This is a genomic window from Streptacidiphilus jiangxiensis, from assembly GCF_900109465.1.
GTDB classification, from domain to species: domain Bacteria; phylum Actinomycetota; class Actinomycetes; order Streptomycetales; family Streptomycetaceae; genus Streptacidiphilus; species Streptacidiphilus jiangxiensis.
The window spans coordinates 13877-30331 of record NZ_FOAZ01000007.1 but is presented as its reverse complement, the minus strand read 5'-3'; the positions used below and the strand labels follow the sequence as shown (position 1 = coordinate 30331).

Annotated in this window: 11 protein-coding genes; 3 read left to right on the top strand and 8 right to left on the bottom strand. The window is 71.0% G+C overall.

What is annotated here, in order from left to right; translation table 11 throughout:
• The first annotated feature begins 86 nt into the window (after positions 1–86).
• Positions 87–2885 carry an FxSxx-COOH system tetratricopeptide repeat protein gene (gene fxsT, locus BMY61_RS15010; protein ID WP_143094348.1) on the top strand — a complete coding sequence of 933 codons (2799 nt, stop codon included), beginning with the start codon at positions 87–89 and terminating at the stop codon, positions 2883–2885.
• A gap of 117 nt (positions 2886–3002) precedes the next feature.
• On the opposite strand, the gene BMY61_RS15005 is transcribed toward fxsT, so the two are convergent.
• The 8 genes from BMY61_RS15005 to BMY61_RS14965 form a co-directional block, all read right to left on the bottom strand.
• A complete protein-coding gene (locus BMY61_RS15005) occupies positions 3003–5873 on the bottom strand; it encodes a tetratricopeptide repeat protein (protein WP_052438517.1) in 2871 nt (956 codons plus the stop codon).
• A 296-nt stretch (positions 5874–6169) separates the two neighbouring features.
• Positions 6170–6859, bottom strand: coding sequence for an HAD family hydrolase (locus BMY61_RS15000; RefSeq protein WP_042444911.1), 690 nt, complete (start codon positions 6857–6859; stop codon positions 6170–6172).
• A gap of 501 nt (positions 6860–7360) precedes the next feature.
• Positions 7361–7948, bottom strand: a complete 588-nt coding sequence (locus BMY61_RS14990; RefSeq protein WP_042444912.1) for an isochorismatase family protein — start codon at positions 7946–7948, stop codon at positions 7361–7363.
• 259 nt (positions 7949–8207) lie between these two features.
• Complete coding sequence (locus BMY61_RS14985; RefSeq protein WP_236655932.1) at positions 8208–8600, bottom strand: hypothetical protein; 393 nt, start codon at positions 8598–8600, stop codon at positions 8208–8210.
• A 203-nt stretch (positions 8601–8803) separates the two neighbouring features.
• On the bottom strand, positions 8804–9619 hold the full coding sequence (locus BMY61_RS14980) for a maleylpyruvate isomerase family mycothiol-dependent enzyme (protein WP_042444913.1): 816 nt from the start codon (positions 9617–9619) through the stop codon (positions 8804–8806).
• Between the two features lie 134 nt (positions 9620–9753).
• Positions 9754–11289 carry an MFS transporter gene (locus BMY61_RS14975; protein WP_082014879.1) on the bottom strand — a complete coding sequence of 512 codons (1536 nt, stop codon included), beginning with the start codon at positions 11287–11289 and terminating at the stop codon, positions 9754–9756.
• 196 nt (positions 11290–11485) lie between these two features.
• A complete protein-coding gene (locus tag BMY61_RS14970) occupies positions 11486–13069 on the bottom strand; it encodes a PP2C family protein-serine/threonine phosphatase (protein ID WP_143094347.1) in 1584 nt (527 codons plus the stop codon).
• A gap of 262 nt (positions 13070–13331) precedes the next feature.
• A complete protein-coding gene (locus BMY61_RS14965; RefSeq protein ID WP_174514482.1) occupies positions 13332–13715 on the bottom strand; it encodes a nuclear transport factor 2 family protein in 384 nt (127 codons plus the stop codon).
• 154 nt (positions 13716–13869) lie between these two features.
• On the opposite strand from BMY61_RS14965, the gene BMY61_RS14960 reads away from it, so the two are divergent.
• On the top strand, positions 13870–14085 hold the full coding sequence (locus BMY61_RS14960; RefSeq protein ID WP_042444916.1) for a hypothetical protein: 216 nt from the start codon (positions 13870–13872) through the stop codon (positions 14083–14085).
• A gap of 1118 nt (positions 14086–15203) precedes the next feature.
• Positions 15204–16442: a methyltransferase, FxLD system gene (gene fxlM, locus BMY61_RS14955; RefSeq protein WP_052438519.1), complete on the top strand. Its 1239-nt coding sequence runs from the start codon at positions 15204–15206 to the stop codon at positions 16440–16442.
• The last annotated feature ends 13 nt before the right edge of the window (positions 16443–16455 follow it).

Sequence of the window (16455 nt, the reverse complement as noted above, 5' to 3'; positions counted from 1 at the left end):
GATAGCTGCGGCCCACCAACGAGAGTGACACTGCGGGTTGCCGACCGGAGCATCATCCGTCGGCGCGGGAACGGGAAGCCGGCGCGGTGCCCGCCCTGCGTCAGGCACTCACCGTGCAGGGCAACCCCCTACGCCGAGCCCGAAGGACGCCTCGGGCACGCGTTGCCCGGGCTCGGCGGGGAACAACCTCACCAGACCACCCGACAGGCGAATCGAGGGGCCGACGCCGCACCATCACCCGGATGGCATTCCGCAGGCCAGTCATGATGGACCATCAGACTGAACTCCCGGGCTGCCCCGGGGGACGGCTCCCGGCCAGGAGGGCACGGATGTCAACACCGGAGACGAACCCCGCCCACCCGCGCGACCCTTTCTCGGTGCCGGCGATCTGGGGCAACGTCCCGCCAAGGAACCGCAACTTCGCCGGCCGCACGCGGCTGCTCGCCACGCTGCACGAGCGGCTGCAGGCGGGGACCACTGCGATGCCGCCACAGGCCTTGCACGGGCTCGGCGGAATCGGGAAGTCCCAACTCGCGCTCGAGTACCTGTACCTGCACCAAGGTGAGTACGACTTGGTGTGGTGGATACCGGCCGAGAACACCCCGCAAATCACCCGGTCACTGTCGGAGCTGGGCCACATGCTCGGCCTCGCGGTGCAGTCCGAGCCGGGGACGGTGGTCGCCGCGGTCGTAGACGCGCTGCGGCGCGGCAGCCCATACGGCCGATGGATACTGGTGTTCGACAACGCCGAGAGTCCCGAACAGATCGCACGCTATCTTCCGGCCTCCGCGTCCGGCGCGATCCTGATCACCTCTCGTTACCCGCATTGGGATCGCGTCGCCCGCCCGCTGGAGGTCGACGTTCTCCCCCGCGAGGAGAGTACGGAGTTGCTGCGCCGCCGCGGTGAGGACCTCACGGAGGACGAGGCAGACCGGCTCGCCGAGGCGCTCGGTGACCTGCCGCTGGCCATCGAGCAGGTGGCCGCCTGGCGCGCGGAGACCGGGATGCCAGCCGACCAGTACCTGCGGCTGTTCGAGGAGAAGCAGTCGGAACTGCTGACCTTCTGCTCGCCCGGTGACTATGGGAGGTCAGTGGCCACCACCTGGAACGTGTCGCTGGACCAGATCGAGACGATCGACCCGGCAGCCATTCAGCTCCTGCAGATCTGCGCCTTCTACGCGCCCGAACCCGTTCCACGCCATCTCTTCGCGGGCGCGCGACGCGGACCGATCGCCACGGAGATGGACCGCGCCCTTGCCGACGAGATACAGCTCGGTCTCGCCATGCGCGAGATCCAGCGCCACTCGCTGGCCCGCATCGACCCGCGCACCCAGGCCCTGCAGGTGCACCGCCTGGTCCGGTCCGTGCTGACCATCCGAATGACCGCCGTCGAGCAGGACAGGATGCGCCAGGGCGCGCACATGCTCCTGTCGGCAGCCGACCCGCGCAACCCCCGGTCCCCCACCAGCTGGGAGCGCTACGCCGAGCTGTATCCGCACGTCCTCGCCTCGGGTGCGATCGAGTCCGCCGACCCGTGGGTCCGCGATCTGGTGGTGAACACCGCCACGTACCTGCAGCGTTGGGGCGACCATGCGGCAGCCCTGGAGTTCACCCGGAAGGCCTACGCGGCGTGGAAGGACCAGTTCGGCGAGGAGGAGACGCACACCCTGACCCTGGCCCGGCGGCTCGGGTCCGTACTGTTCACCACGGGCCACTACGCGGAGGCGGCCGAACTGAACGCCCGCTCGCTGGAACTGCACGACCGCATGTCGCCGCACGGCCGCCGCCCCTCACGCCCGTCCGAGATCCGTGAGGAGCATCTGGACGCGATGAGCGCCGTGGCCGCGGATCTGCGCGCCCAGGGCGAATTCGCCCGCGCGCTGCAGATTTCGGACGAGGTGTACCGGCTGTCGGAGCGCGCCTTCGACGAGGACGATCCGGTCACCTTGAACGCCGCCCACAACCTGGGCGTGTCCCTGCGGCTGGTGGGGGACTTCGAGAAGGCCTACGAACTCGATCGACGCACCCGGGACGTGAAGGCGGAGCTCTTCGGGACCGACCACGAGCAGACCCTGCTCACCTGGGTGGGCCTCACCATCGACCAGCGCGAACTGGGCCGTTACGATCACGCGCGCCACCGGCAGGAAGAGGTCGTCTCCCTCTACCGCCGGCTCATGGGCGACACCGACCCGGCCACCCTGCACGCTCGTCGCGTGCTGGCGGTAGCCCGCCGCAAGGCGGGCGACCACCACAGGGCTCGCAAACTCTCAGAGCAGACACTTGAACTGACGCGACGCCGCTTCGGCGAGGAACACCCAGACACGCTGGCCTCGACGCTGGCAGTCGCCGTCGACCTTTGCCACACCGGGGACCTCGACGGCGCGGCCCTCCTCGGGCGCCGCACCGCGGAGCGCTACCGCGAAAGCCTCGGCCCGGCCCACCCCCACTCGCTCTCCGCGCACGCCAACCTCGCGATCACGCTGCGGCTGCTCGGCGACCCCGAGACGGCCCTGGACCTCGACCGCGCCGCCTACGACGGCCTTGTCGACCGCCTCGGCGACGACCACGTCCTCGCCCTGGCCTGCGAGACCAACCTTGGCAGCGACCTCAGCGCCCTGGGCCGCCATGCGGAGGCCCGCGACCGCAGCGCAGACGCAAGAGACCGCTCCGCACGCGTCCTCGGCCCCGATCACCCCTCCACCCTGGCAGCCACAGCCAACCTGGCAATCGACCTCCAGGCGCTGGGCGAGAAGGAGGAAGCCCTCGCCCTCCACACCCGCACCATGGACCTCATGCGCCAGACCCTCGGTGCGAACCACCCGGTAACGACCGAACTGGGCGAATGGATCCGCGCGAACTGCTCCATCGACCCACTTCCGCTCTGAGCGGGCCGCACGGCGGCTTGGACGCCGCGGCCGGCAGACCCCCTGCCGACACCGCATCGGGTCGCCGAGGCCTCAGTCCCCGACGTCGGACATGACTGCGGGCGTCGGACATGACTGTCAGTCACTGGGGACAGTCATGTCCGGGCCAGGACCTGCGGCGAGCTCCGGTCGGGGAGTGCGTTGCTTGGACAGCTCGCGACGGGTCTCCACGAGGTCCGGGTGTCCCGGGTCCAGGACGCCTTCCTGATCGCTGAGGACGGCCTCGAGTGTGGCGATCGCCTCGTCCCGGTGGCCGGCGACCGCCTGCCAGTGCGCCAGGAGGCGTCGCGTGCCCATGGTTTCGGGGTGGTAGGCGCCCAGGATGCGGGCCCTGTCCTCGTAGAGTGCCAGCAGGGCTGCGACGGCCTCCTCAGGGTGACCGGCCTCGCCATGGAGTCGGGCGAGTGCGTGACGCGCCGCCAGGGTGGCGGGGTGGTCCGCGCCCTGGACGCGGACGCGATCGGCCAGAACGGCGGAGAGTTCCGTCCGGGCGCCGGCCGTGTCCCCCATGATCCCCTTGATGCCGCCCATCTGGTGACGCGCGCTGAGCGTGTCCGGATGATCCGGGCCGTTGATGCGCAGGCGGTCCGCCACCAGGCGTTGGTACGCCTCGACGGCACGATGCGAGTCCCCCAGCTCGTGCCACGCGTGGTAGAGGTTGTGACGGGTCTCGAGGGTGTCGGGGTGGTCGGGCCCTTGGACGCGGAGCCGGTCCGCGAGCAGCTTCCGGAGATCACGCTCGGCCGCCTGTACCTCTCCTGTCGTCCACTGCGCCCAGATCAGATTGTGGCGTGTGGCGAGTGTCTCCTCGCTGTCGGCTCCCAGCACCCGGGTCTGGTCCGCCAGAACCTCCTGCAGTTCTTCTGCCGCGCGGACGGGTTCGCCGCCCAGGCAGCGCTGTGTGGCAAGGGCACGCCGGACCGCGAGGACGGAGGGGCAATCGGGGCCGAGGGTGCGGCCTACGTGGTCGAGCAGGCGCGTGTAATGGCGGATCGCGGCGCCGACACGGCCGGCCGCGCTCAGGCTGTCGCCGACCCGTAGCAGCACGGGATGGACGTGTGGCGCCAGCAGGGCGGCACCGCCGCTGCGGATCAGGGCGGCGGTGTTGGCTCGCAGCACCTGGGCGAGCTCGGTGTCCAGTTCCTCGGCGGGCCAAGCCGCCACAAGGGCGTCCCCCGCCGCGCGTGCCACTGCTTCGAGCTGCTGCGGTGAGCGCCGGTCCCGCACCGCGCGCTGAATCAGTTGGTGGATGCGCACGGAGTAGGTCTCGCTGTTGACGGTGTGGTCCAGCAGGTTCATCAGATGCAGGCTGCGCACCGCATTCGCCGCGTCCCCCTCGGTGGCAACCTCGCTCGGTCCTTCACCGTTCGCGGTCTTGTGGGCGACCAGGTGGGCACGGGCCGGTCCGCCTGTCAGGACTGCCAGGGGTATGCCGTTGGGGTCGAGCATCGCGGCGAGTTCCATCATGGGCAGAGCCAGGCCACGCGGCTTGCGCCGGTCGGCCCGGTCGATGCTCAACGACCAGGCGGCGGCGAGGGTGGTGGCCTGGTCGTCAGGCAGACTCCCCTGCTCCGGGAGGACTTCTTCCAAGGTGCCCGCCCGGTCGGCGAGACGGCGACGGTAGGTCTCGGCGTCCTGGCCGGAGTCCAGAAGATACGTCGCTGCCTGTGACAGCGCCAGCGGGAGCAGCCCGAGATCCTGAGCCAAGGCCTCAAGCGCTTCAGTCGATTCGTGCCGCCCGTGGTCTCCCAGATACTGCGTCAGGTAGGCAACGGCCTCTTGCGGTGTGTAGAGGCCGACAGTCACCAGCTTCCGGTCCGCTCCCGTCAGCGCCGCTTCCCGCGACCGGGTGGTGACCAGCACGCGCCCGTGTTCGCTGGGCGGCGGCCACAGGTCACGCAGGTCCGACGGTTGCACCACGTCGTCCAGGATCACCAGCCACCGACGCGGCTCCGTGCCACCCTCGGCCGGCCTGGGGTACAGCCAGTCCAGAAAGGCCCGTGCCGCCAGGTCGAGGTCGCCCTGGTCGACGCCGAGCAATCGGGCCGCCGCTGCGGCATACGCCTCCACGATCGTCGCGCGCGAGGAGGCGTTGACCCACAACAACAGGTCAACCTCTCGCAACGCCCAGGCCCGGCGAGCGTGCTGTGCGGCGGACTGTGTCTTGCCGACCCCTGCGGGCCCGGTCAGTACGACAGCGAGCGGCCTCGCGGCCCCGCCCGCAGGGTCCACCCGGTCCAGCAGGGCGCCATGCGGTTGATAACAGGCCGCCTCACGCGGCAGTACCCCGAGCTTGACAGGCCAGGGGAGGTCGGGGCGCGGATGCATTTCGAAACGGATCCGCTGGACATTCTTGTCCCCGAACACCAGAGCGGTCGGGCCGTTGTAGGTGTGGTGGACGGTCTGCTCCCCGGGCGGGAGGCGGGCCGCGGAATCGTCGTCCGTCATGGGCGCGTTGCCCCCGGCCGGTCCCGGCTGCGGCGCGGTGGGGCTGAATTGCACGTCCTGTCGGTTGTGGTCACCGATCTGGACGGCAGCGGGCCCGTTGAAGACGTTCCGCATCGCGCCGCCTCCCACCTGCTCCGGTTGCGCATGCCGGGCGAGGAGGACCCGCAATTCGGCTGCGAGGCGCTCGCGCTCCTCGGTTCCAGCGGCCTCCTCCAGCAAGCGCTCGAAGCTCCCGCGCCAGAGGGATTCCTCACTGGCCAGGGCGTGTTCGGCCCCGGACCGGCGCCCGCTCCCCGGCTGTTCGGCCGTTGCCGCGGCTTCCAGCGCCACGGTGGCGGTCCGGTCAAGGCGCTCCAACTCGATGCGTTCCCGCTCCCGGTCTCCGCGGCCGAGCAGCTTGGCCACGGCCGCGCGCATCCCTGTCCACGCGTCCGTCCCCGCCGCGGTGACCACGGCCGTGCCCCCGGCCGCCGCCAGCGTCAGCAGTGCTTCCTCGAGCATGCCCGCCTCCCAACTCGCCGTCGTCGCACGGACTCCCACGGCGCTCTGATATGCGGTTGTACGTAGCGTCCAGATCTGATGACGTTCCGCGACGCAGCAAGGTTCCACTCGGAGGAGTGGCGTCCGGGTGGCCGTCCACGCCGACGGATCACCAGGCCCGCCCCGGGCCCGTCACGAGGGACGGGGACGAGGGACGAGGACCGCGACGCCGGCTTCAGACCCGGACATCGGGGGCGCGCCAGTGGGAAGGGGGCCATTCACCCGCGGCTCCAGGCCCGCCCCGGCCCTCGTCACCGTCAAAGGAGTTGCAGCACCTCGGCCAGCGCGCCGGGACGCTGGTCCACGGGCAGGGGGTCGAGCAGGTGAACCCGGCATCCCAGCGCGGCAGCGCCGGAGTCCGCGATGGGCTCGTCTCCCACCATCAGGACATCGCCGGGCGCCAATTCGAGCTTGTCGCACGCCATCTGGAAGATCCCGGCGTCGGGCTTCTTCACCCCGCACTCGTAGGAGAGGAAGTAGGCGTCAACGAGGTCATGGACACCGTGGTCACGGAAAACAGGGCGCATGTCCCAGCCGATGTTGCTGACGACAGCGACCGGGATGCCTCGCCCGCGCAGAGCGCGCAGGGTCGCCTCGGCGTCGGGATAGGGCTGCCATGCCTCGGACACCTGAGAACGTTCGTACAGGGCGTCGGCCAGGTCCGCAGCCGGCCGTCCCGCCTCCCGGGTCATGGCGGTGAAAGCCGCCCGGTGTCGTTCGGCGGTCAGATCGCGCTCCCGCCACAGGCCCTCCAGATGGGCCGGAACCCGGCGAGGCGGCACCCCGCCCGGCTGGGCCCCGAACTCTTCCAGCCTGCCGACGCACGCGCTGAGTTCGCCCTCAGGGACAGCGAGACCAGCGTCCGCCACCACCGCGCGCAGCCACTGCGCGGCCGATTCGATCCGGAAGAGGGTCCCGGAGAAGTCGAACATCACACCCTTGATCATGCCGCCGATCCTGGCAGCGCCGACAAGCCGACCGCAACCGCAACCGCAACCGCGGAACTTCCTGGAACGTGGTCTCACGCCCATCCACCAGCTCTGCAGGGCCGTTGCAAAGTCCTGTGATCTTGTAATCGTGCTGGTCAAATGATGCCCAGCAGGTCGAGCAAGCGGATGAAGGGCTCGAAGCTCCGGTGGCTCAGGGCGGCTTGACTACCCGCTGGTGATCAAGGCCAACCGGCCCTCACTCCACCGCCGGCTACGGTCGCTGCCGTGGAAGGACGTCACCGCACGCCGCTACGACCGCGAGGTCGGCCACGGCCGCAGAGAGACCCGGGTGACCAGGGCCCTCACCGTCACCGACCCCGGTCTGGGCTTCTCCCACGCCGCTCGGGCCGTCCGTATCCTGCGTCACCGCACCGACCTCACGACCGACAAGGTCAGCCACCAGACGGTCTACGCGATCACGAACCTGACCTCGCATCAGGTACCGACCGCGGGGCGGGGTCAGGCGGGGCGGGTGGCGAGGATGGCGAGGAGGTCCGCGGTCGTGGTGTTCTGCTCCAGGCGCGGGAAGATGCGGGTGACGCTGTGGTCGTGGGCGGTCGCGTCGAAGCTGGTCATCGCGTCGGTCACGAGCACCACGTTGTAGCCGAGCTCGTAGGCCGTGCGGGCCGTGGTCTCCACGCCGATCTGTGTGTTGATGCCCGTGAGCACGACCTGCGTGACGCCCCGCTCCTGGAGTTGGGCGTGCAGGGTGGAGTTGGTGAAGGCGCCCCAGTTGGTCTTGGTCACCCGCAGATCACTCGGCCGAGGGTCGAGGTCGGGCAGGAGCTCCATCCAGTCCTGCGCGTCGTCATCGTCCTCCTCGTCGTCGTCGTCGCCGTCGCCGTAGTCGAAGTCGGTGCGCCCCGGGGCTCCCCCGGCGACGTTGACGAGCACGACGGGCAGGCCCAGCGAGCGGAAGGACTCGGCCAGGGCGACGGCGTGCGCGACGACGCCCTCCACCGGGTGCGCCTTGGGCCCGTCGACGATCCCCTTCTGCAGATCGATCACGACGAGTGCCGGCAGTGCGTCAAGGAGGCTGGGTTCCATGGCCGTCGCCTTGCCACATCCTCCGGTCACACGGCTGCCTCGCCCGCCGGACCGCTGCTCGTGGGGTATGCCCACGGAACGGATCATCAGCTTCACGTGCCTACGCAACGCCCGCGACCTGGGCGGTACCCTGCGCAACCTGGCGATCAACACCCTCCGCGCCGCCGGACACCACAACATCACCGCCGAGATCAGGCACAGCTCGATTACAAGATCACAGGACTTTGCCACGGCCCTGACCAGCTCTGTGTCCCTGCAGTCAGGTCCGATAGGGGTAGAGGGCGACGTTGTCTGCTTCGACGCTGATCTCAACCCAGGTCCCGTCGACGCTGACAGGGATCGGTGACGCGAGATCGAAGAGCACGAGTGAGTCGCCCAACTCAAGGCAGGGACCGTCCTCGGCGAGATGAAGCAGCCCGCGCATGACCACTCGGCTGCCCTCCTCCCGGAGCTCCGGTTCGGCAAGCGCGACTGCCTGCGTGTTGTGCCCCCAGAGGATGTCCTCGTCGACAGTCCATTCCACGAGGTGGTCGCCATCTGCTTCCTGAGGATCACCGCACCAGCGCACTGTGGCGACGCCGATGGGCGAATGAACCTTCACTGTCATCGGCTTGCGCGGGATCTGCGGCGTCTTCTCCGTACGGACCAGCATCCCCCTATCATCCACGTCCCCCCACGCGGCTGCAGGCGGTCTCGCCCACGAGATCTGCTGCCCGTTCACCCCCAACGGCGCGCTCTGCAGGCGCTGAAGAGCGACGACCACGCCGGATCGCGAGACGGAGGGCAGCGCTCCCAGGTGAGCTCGGCCCACCCGTGAGTGCTCGTCCCGGCCCCGACGCCCGTGCCATCGGCTGTTCAGGGAGCCCGGAAGTAGGTGGGGAAGGAGGCGGCCAGGTAAGGCTTGCGGCCCCAGGCGAGGATCTTGCCGCGGCCGACGGCGGACCAGGGCGAGCAGCGGCCCAGGGCGATGAGGAGGAAGGTCACCGGCTCGGTGATGATCGTGCAGTCGCTTCGTTGCGGCGCTCCCGGGGTGACGGTCACCGTGCCGCCGGAGAAGGCGGCCGTGAAGCGGTCGGGGTTGCCTCGCAGGCCGAGGGTGTAGGTGACATCGAGGTGCCCGGCCGTGTCGCGGTCCAGGACCTCCGGCATCGCGGTGAGCAGGAACGGCAGGCACAGCTCCGCGCGGCGGCGGTCAATCATGTGCGGGCGGCGCAGGGCACGGGCCATGTCCCAGCCGTGACCGAGCATGTGGGTGAGGAGGTAGGAGCCGAGGATCTCGCGGGTCATCGGCCCGAGCGGGCTCGCCACTGTGGCGGCGCCGTCTCCGTCGCTGTCCGCGGCGAGGAACGCCTCGGTGTGGCGGACCAGGGCGTCGGCGAGCACGGCCGGGTCGCGTTCGGGCCAGGCCGCGAGCGAGTCCTCGTTCGCGGCGGCGAGGCTCGCCGCCGTGCCGTCGCCGTAGGGGCGTTCGGCGCCGGCCGCGAGGTCGGCCATCAGTTCGTTGGCGAGCACCAGGTGGGCGGCGGCCTCGCCGACCGTCCAGGTGGCGTCGGGTATGGGTGTCGCCGCGTCCGTGTCACCGCGCAGGAGGGAGGCGATGTCCAGGGCGGTGGCCAGGACGGAGGCACGGAGTTCCTGCCGGCTGCCCCGGTCGGGGGTGCGATCGATCATGGCCCTGTAGCCTGCGACACCGCAGGCCCGATGTCCACCCCCGTGCGGACGGGAAGATACGGCGGCCCTCGGTTCGCGACGCGAACCGGCCGGCGCGGGCCCCGGCACGGTGACCCGCGCGCCTCCGTGGACCGTTAGCCGACGTGCGCGACGGGCTCGTCGCTGTCGTGGGGAGCAGGCGGCCCTGAACGGTAGAGCAGCGCGGTCACGAGCAGGCCGACGGCGAAGAAGGCGGCCGACCACCAGTACGCGGTGGCGTAGCTCTCGATCGCGGCCTGCGCCTTGACCTGCGGCGTCGGAGCTTTCCCCAGCAGGTAGTTGGCCGCGGCCGTGGTGGCGAGCGTGTTCAGCAGGGCGGTGCCGATCGAGCCACCCACCTGCTGGCTGGTGTTGACCATGGCGGAACCGACGCCGGCGTCCCTCGGCGCGATGCCGGCCGTGGCGAGGTTCATCGCACAGGCGAAGATCAGGCCCATCCCGAGGCCCATGACCATGAGCGGCCCCATGACGTGCGCCGCGTAACTGCTGGTCAGTCCCAGCCCGGTCAGCCAGACCATGCCCGCGCCCGCCAGTCCCATGCCGGTCGGCACGAGGATCTTGGCTCCCCACTTGGGCAGCAGCACGTTGGTGGCCACGACCGAGGAGATCACCATGCACACCACCATGGGCAGGAAGGCGAGCCCGGTGGTGACCGGGCTGTAGCCGAGGATCTGCTGCAGGTAGTAGGTCAGGAACAGGAACACGCCGAACATGCCGGCGCCCGCGAGGAACATCGCGGCGAACGACGCCCCCCGGTCGCGGTCCAGGACCACGCGCAGCGGCAGCAGCGGATGGGCGGCACGGGTCTGCCACCAGGCGAAGACCGCCAGCAGGACGGCACCGCCCACCAGGAAGCCCCAGGTCTGGATCTGGGACCACGAGTGCGTCTCGGCGTTGCTGAACCCGAAGACGATGCCGAACAGTCCGGTGCAGGCGAGCAGTGTGCCCGGCACGTCGAGGTGTGGCCGCTCGGCAGGCCGGCCGCCGTGCAGCAGGCGGGCGCCGCCGACCACCGCCAGCAGTGCGAAGACCAGGTTGACGTAGAGGCAGTAGCGCCAGTTGAGGTACTCCGTCAGCACGCCGCCGAGCAGCAGACCGACCGCGCCGCCCGCTCCGGCGATCGCGCCGTAGATACCGAAGGCCTTGGCGCGCTCACTGGAGTCCCGGAACGTGGTGGTCAGCAGCGACAGGGCGGCCGGCGCCAGCAGCGCCCCGAAGCCGCCCTGCAGGGCGCGGGCCGCGACCAGCATGCCGAATCCGGTGGCCGCGCCACCGAGCGCGGAGGCGCCGGCGAAGCCGATCAGGCCGACGATGAAGACCAGTTTGCGACCGAGAAGGTCCGCGACCCGGCCACCGAGCAGCAGCAGACTGCCGAAGGACAGCGCATAGGCGGTCACGATCCACTGCCGGTTGGCGTCCGAGAAACCGAGATCGTGCTGGGCCGACGGCAGCGCGATGTTCACGATCGTCGCGTCGAGCACCACCATCAGCTGTGCGATACCGATCACCGCGAGGATCCACCAGCGGTGTTCGTGGCTCCCACCCGCGGTGTCCGCTGCCGCTCCCGCGGGAGGCGAGGTCGGGGACGCGCCTGAGAGCTGGATTCCGGTCGAGTCTGGTGCACGGTCCATGCCGGCCTCCCACGATCTCCTCGCCCATGAACGGTGTACCGGGTCCACCAGCAAAGGGGGACGTCAAGGGCGATTCAACGGACTGCGGAACCCTAAGAAGGATCACACACCGGACCGGGATCCGCGCGGCGAGCCGGGCTCCGCCGACGGGCGCCCCGGTGCTGGCGTGGCTCGGGCCGCGAGGACCCGCCGGTGGTCAACGGTCGCCGGGGGGCCTCGGCGGCTTGTCGGTGCGTGCCGCCGCCACCACGGTGATGTCGTCGCGCTGCCAGTCGATGGCGAACCCGTCGGCCATGGTCCGCAGGGCGGTGACCGCTGCTTCGGGGACCGGTGGCCGCAGAGCGGTCAGCGCCTCCGCGACGCGTGCGTCGCCGACCTCTCGGCCTGCGGCGTCGCGGGCCTCGACCAGGCCGTCGGTGCACAGGACGAGGAGCTCGCCCGGACCGAAGGGAACGGTGCGGACGGTCCATGCGTCGCGGTCGAGGTCCAGCGCCGGGTGGATCAGCGGGCCGGTGGGCTCCAGCCGGTCGACCGTGCCGTCCGAGCGCCGCAGGAACGGCTCCTCGTGGCCGGCGTTGACGTAGGTGAGAGTGTCGGCGGCCGGATCGACGACAGCGACGACCAGTGTGGTGAAGCGCTCCTCCTGGTAGGCGATGGCGTGCAGGGCCGCGCGGGTGGCGCTCGCGGGGCCGAGGCCCGCGCGCAGGGCGGTTCCGACGACGCTCTTGAGCTGGACGGCCAGGAGACCGGCGGCGACGCCGTGTCCGGAGACGTCTCCCAGGAAGAGGGCCGTGCTCCCGTCGGGAGCAGCGAGGGCGCCGAGGTAGTCGCCTGCGATGAGCCCCTCCGCGGCCACCAGGTCCGTGGCGATCGTGACGCCGGTTCCGGGATGGCCGCAGGCGGTGAGCACGTCGTGCAGCCCCTGGACGACGGGGCCGACCTGGGTCAGTGCCTCGTTCCCGCGGCGGGCGTCCCGTTGTGTGTGCTCGAGCGTGGCGCGGGCCCGCTCCGCTGCATGGGTGAGCCTGGCGATCCACCCTCGGGGAGCCCGAGGATCCTGCGCGGCCAGGGGCCCGCCCGCCCGGGTGAGCTGCTCGGCGACGACTGCCACGGGAAGGACCACCCGCCGAGCGAACAGCACGGCGCCAAGGGCGGCCAGGACGAGGAGCCCGACACAGAAGCCGACGATGTAGAGGAGGCTGGCGGCCGCGGACCGCTGCGCGAGGTGCCCGTCGGCGGTGACCTGCTGCTGCAGCAGGTCGTCGACGCGAGCCGCGTCTGCGCGTACCACGGCGTACGTGACTGGATCGGCGCCGGCGCCGGTGCTGCTGGTGGAGGTGGTGGGAGGCGACTGGTCGCCGCACATCCGGACCGCGTCGAAGCCGGTGCCCGGTTGTGTCGCCCCGATCCACCGGGCGGCGTCCATCCCCAACGTGCCTGCGGCCTGGGAGAGCGTGCCGGAGTCCGAGGTGCTGCGATCCAGACCGGCCAGCCCCTCCTTCAGACGCTGGAGTATGTCGGCGGGCGGCTGTCCACCGCGCCCGTCGCCGAACAGGCAGACGACGCGGGCGTCATCCGCGGCAGTGCGCACCTGGGCGAGGCTGGTGCCGGCGATCCGCCACGGCCCGGCCAGGCGGTGCATGGCGGCGGAGTGCCGTTGGTCGAGACGGTAGGCGCCGTAGGCAACCGCTCCGGCCACCAGCGCCGCCGCCACGACCGCGAACGCGACGGCACTCCGGTAGCGACGGCGGGCACCGGACCTACGCCGGCCAAGGCGCACAGAACTCCTTCGCTTCGTGCGGGAGCAGACTCGCTCGGTATCACGACTCGTCTCGGAACTGGGTAACTTCTCTCTGCCTGCGACGGGCCGGTGGACGCCAGGGTGGCGAAGTCCTGGAGTCGGGTCGCGCTCTTCGATGCCGCACCGCTTCGGGTGAGGGCTTCACCGTCGGTCCGACGGCGGATCGTGGCGCGGTTCGAGGCAGGGCTCCGGGCCGGCAAAACCGCCCCGCTCGAGCGGCGAGGACAGGCTCGACGCCCCGTCAGAACATGCTGTTGTCGTTGCTGGACGTGGGCGGGACGAGCTGCAGGACGTCCCAGTGCTCCACGACCCTTCCCTGGTCGTCGAACCGGAAGATGTCCATGCCGGCGTACTCCTCCCCTCCGGGCCAGAGCTGCCGACAGTGCAGAACCACGTGGTCGCCCTCCGCGAAGGCGCGCTTGATCTCCAGACGCTTGCCCGGGTATTCGGCGGCCATGCGCTCGAAGTAGTCGACGAAGGACTGCTTGCCGTCGGCGACGAGCGGGTTGTGCTGCGTGTAGACGTCGCCGACGTACTTCTCGACGGCCTCGGCAGGACGACACTCGTTGAAGGCCAGTTCGTAGAAGGCCTTGGCGGTCAACTTGTTCGCCTCGGGATCACCCATGGCGGACATCCTAGGGATCCGATTCCAGCGGCCCCGGGCGGACACGCCGCCCCTCCCCGACGGGGAGCGGAGCCGACCGGGGCCCTGGGGGTGGCCAGCTGCCGACGGGGCCGGCCCCTCGCCGCGGCACAGCGCCGTGCGCCATGCTCGACCCGTGCGAGTTCATGCCGACGGAGTCACCCCCGCACCCCGCGCCCTCCTCATCAGCCAGTTCCGGCTGCGCCCCGACTTCCACGTCGAACTCGACAGGCCGGTGTTCGTCGGCGCAGGCGACCGGCTCTCCTTCGAGCAGGGCACCCTGGTGGTGACCGGTCCCACGGGCAGGCAGCGCTTCCGCGCCGCCCGCGAGAGCCACTGGATCTGTCGCTGAACAACGCTGACGTCCCGCCACGAGGCAGGGGGAGCCGGCACTCCCCCGGCTGATGGAAGCTCCGGTCGCGGCCGGGCTCTCTCTGCCCGCCTCGGTCGCCGGTCCGTTGGCACCGCACCGCACCGCACCGCAGCTCACCGCGCCGGGCCGCACCGCACCGCACCGCACCGGGCCAGGACCAGCGGCTACGGGGTCACGATCGCGCAGTCGGGGTCCGGCGTGTCGAGGACCCCGAGGAGCAGGTCCCTTGCGGCCGGGTCGCCCCCCAGGGTGACGTCGTCGCTCCCTTGCCCGACAGACGATGCACACCTCCGGGCGCCGACACACCGGCTGCCACTGTGCTGGGCGGCCCGCCGATTCGGCGGCGATGCGGGCGGTGACCGGCGCGAACGTCCGGATGTCAGTGGCAGCCTCCATGATGTCCCACAGGTCGAGTGACGAGGTGGGCACGATGAGTAACCAACTGGCATCGTCGGCGATTGCCGCCATGGGAGCACCAGCCACCACGGCAACGCGCCACATGGCACAGAGCCCTCCGTTGCGTCTGCGTCGCGCGGCGATCCGTGCTGAGCACGGCCTGCCGGCGCGGCGTCGTCCGCCGAGCTCTTCGACGCCGCCCCAGTGCGCTCCCGGCTCGCTGCGGTCGGCCCCGCCCTGCACACCGTTCGCGACCCGCCACGCGCGGCTGTCTCCGCTGCGCCCTCGGCGCGGATATGCGTCCGATCGATGGCGCCGGCTCCGGATCGTCGTCGCCGCCCTGAGGCGAGAAGGCAGCGCTGCGGACCCTCGATGTTGCGGCGCTCCTGACGGAGTTCGACACGCCGGGCCGCTACATGCGTGGCTCGGCGCCATCCGCGTTCCGTCCGGCAGACCCATGGCGCTGCGCTGCGGCCCAGAGCCGCCAAGGGGAGGTGGCCGTCGTCCATGAACTCGCCGTCGCAACACACAGATTGGCTCCATCGAGTGATGCCGCCGACGACACGCCGGAGGGTGTCGGTGGCGGCTGGAATGCTCGTCGCCACCACCCCGCGTACCGCGCCGGCGGGCCGCATCACCTGGCCTGATCCGGGCCGATCCGCCCTGCCCGAAATCCGCCCCCAGCCCGACCGGAGGCCCTGTTGAGCACCCCCGTCACCTGCACCGACACCAGCGACGCGCTGCGCGCCCGGATGGTCGAGGAACTACGCGCCAAGAAGTGGATCCGTACCCAGCCGGTGGCGGACGCCATGGGCTCCCTGGCCAAGGAGAGCTTCCTGCCCGGCGCCGACCTCGCGCTGGTGTACTCGGCCGACGACACCGTGCCGGTCAAGCGCAACGCCGACGGTCACACGGTCTCGTCCGCGTCCGCGCCCTGGCTGGTCGCCCACATGCTGGAGGAAGCCAGGATCCAACCTGGTGACCGGGTCCTGGAGATCGGCGGCGCGCGGGGCATCAACGCCGCCCTCGCGGCGCAGCTCGTCGGTCCCGCCGGGCGGGTGGTGAGCGTCGAGATCGACCCCGAGCTGGTGGACGACGCCCGTGCCGCCCTGGCCGGTGCGGGGATCACCAACGTGGACATGCGCTGCGGCGACGGCCACTACGGGGCCGCCGACGCCGGGCCGTTCGACGCGGTGATCGTGACCGCGCAGGCCACCGACCTGGCGACCACCTGGAGGGAGCAGGCTGCACCGGGCGCGCGGATCGTCGTGCCGCTGACCCTGCTGGGCCTGTCCCGCTGCTACACCTTCCAGCCTTGCGAGGACGGTGGCGGCTCGTGGCGGGCCGAGCGGCAACTCCTGTGCGGGTTTGTCGCGATGCAGGGCGACGGCGCGCACCGCGCCGAGCGGATCGCTCTGCCCGGCGACGCTGAACTGCATGTCACCGACGCCCTCGATGTCGCCGCTGACAGGGTGTTGGGCCTGGCCCAAGGCGAGCAGAAGCGGGTGTGGACCGGGGTGCAGGTGGCACGGATGGAGCCCGTGATCCCGCACCTGGACCAGTACCTGTCCACCCGACTCACCCCGTACCTGCGCTACTTCGGCCCGTCCGGACAGATCCTGGACCCGGGTGGGGAGCGCCTGTCGTGGCTCGGGATCGGGCACAGCGCCACCGCGACCACCGGAGCCCTCACCTACGTGGTCATGCGCCAGGTGGACGAGCGTTTCCACGAGTTCGGGGTGTTCGCGCACGGGCCCGACGCCGGGCAGGCCGCGCAGCGCCTGGCCGATCTGGTCCGTCGATGGGACGCCGAGTTCCGTGGCGGCGCGGACGCCGTCGTGCACGCGTTCCCCGCTGACACCCCCGACGGGTCCCTGCCGCCGGGCCGGGTGGTGGACCGGCCCGGCACGCGTTTCGTGATCGCCCAGGCCGCCCGCTGACTCGCCGTCCGCT

Coding starts and splice junctions, on each gene's coding strand:
- BMY61_RS15005 (WP_052438517.1), bottom strand. CDS start 5,873: ATGCTCGAGGAAGCACTGCTGACGCTGGCGGCGGCCGGGGGCACGGCC.
- BMY61_RS15000 (WP_042444911.1), bottom strand. CDS start 6,859: ATGATCAAGGGTGTGATGTTCGACTTCTCCGGGACCCTCTTCCGGATC.
- BMY61_RS14990 (WP_042444912.1), bottom strand. CDS start 7,948: ATGGAACCCAGCCTCCTTGACGCACTGCCGGCACTCGTCGTGATCGAT.
- BMY61_RS14985 (WP_236655932.1), bottom strand. CDS start 8,600: ATGCTGGTCCGTACGGAGAAGACGCCGCAGATCCCGCGCAAGCCGATG.
- BMY61_RS14980 (WP_042444913.1), bottom strand. CDS start 9,619: ATGATCGATCGCACCCCCGACCGGGGCAGCCGGCAGGAACTCCGTGCC.
- BMY61_RS14975 (WP_082014879.1), bottom strand. CDS start 11,289: ATGGACCGTGCACCAGACTCGACCGGAATCCAGCTCTCAGGCGCGTCC.
- BMY61_RS14965 (WP_174514482.1), bottom strand. CDS start 13,715: ATGGGTGATCCCGAGGCGAACAAGTTGACCGCCAAGGCCTTCTACGAA.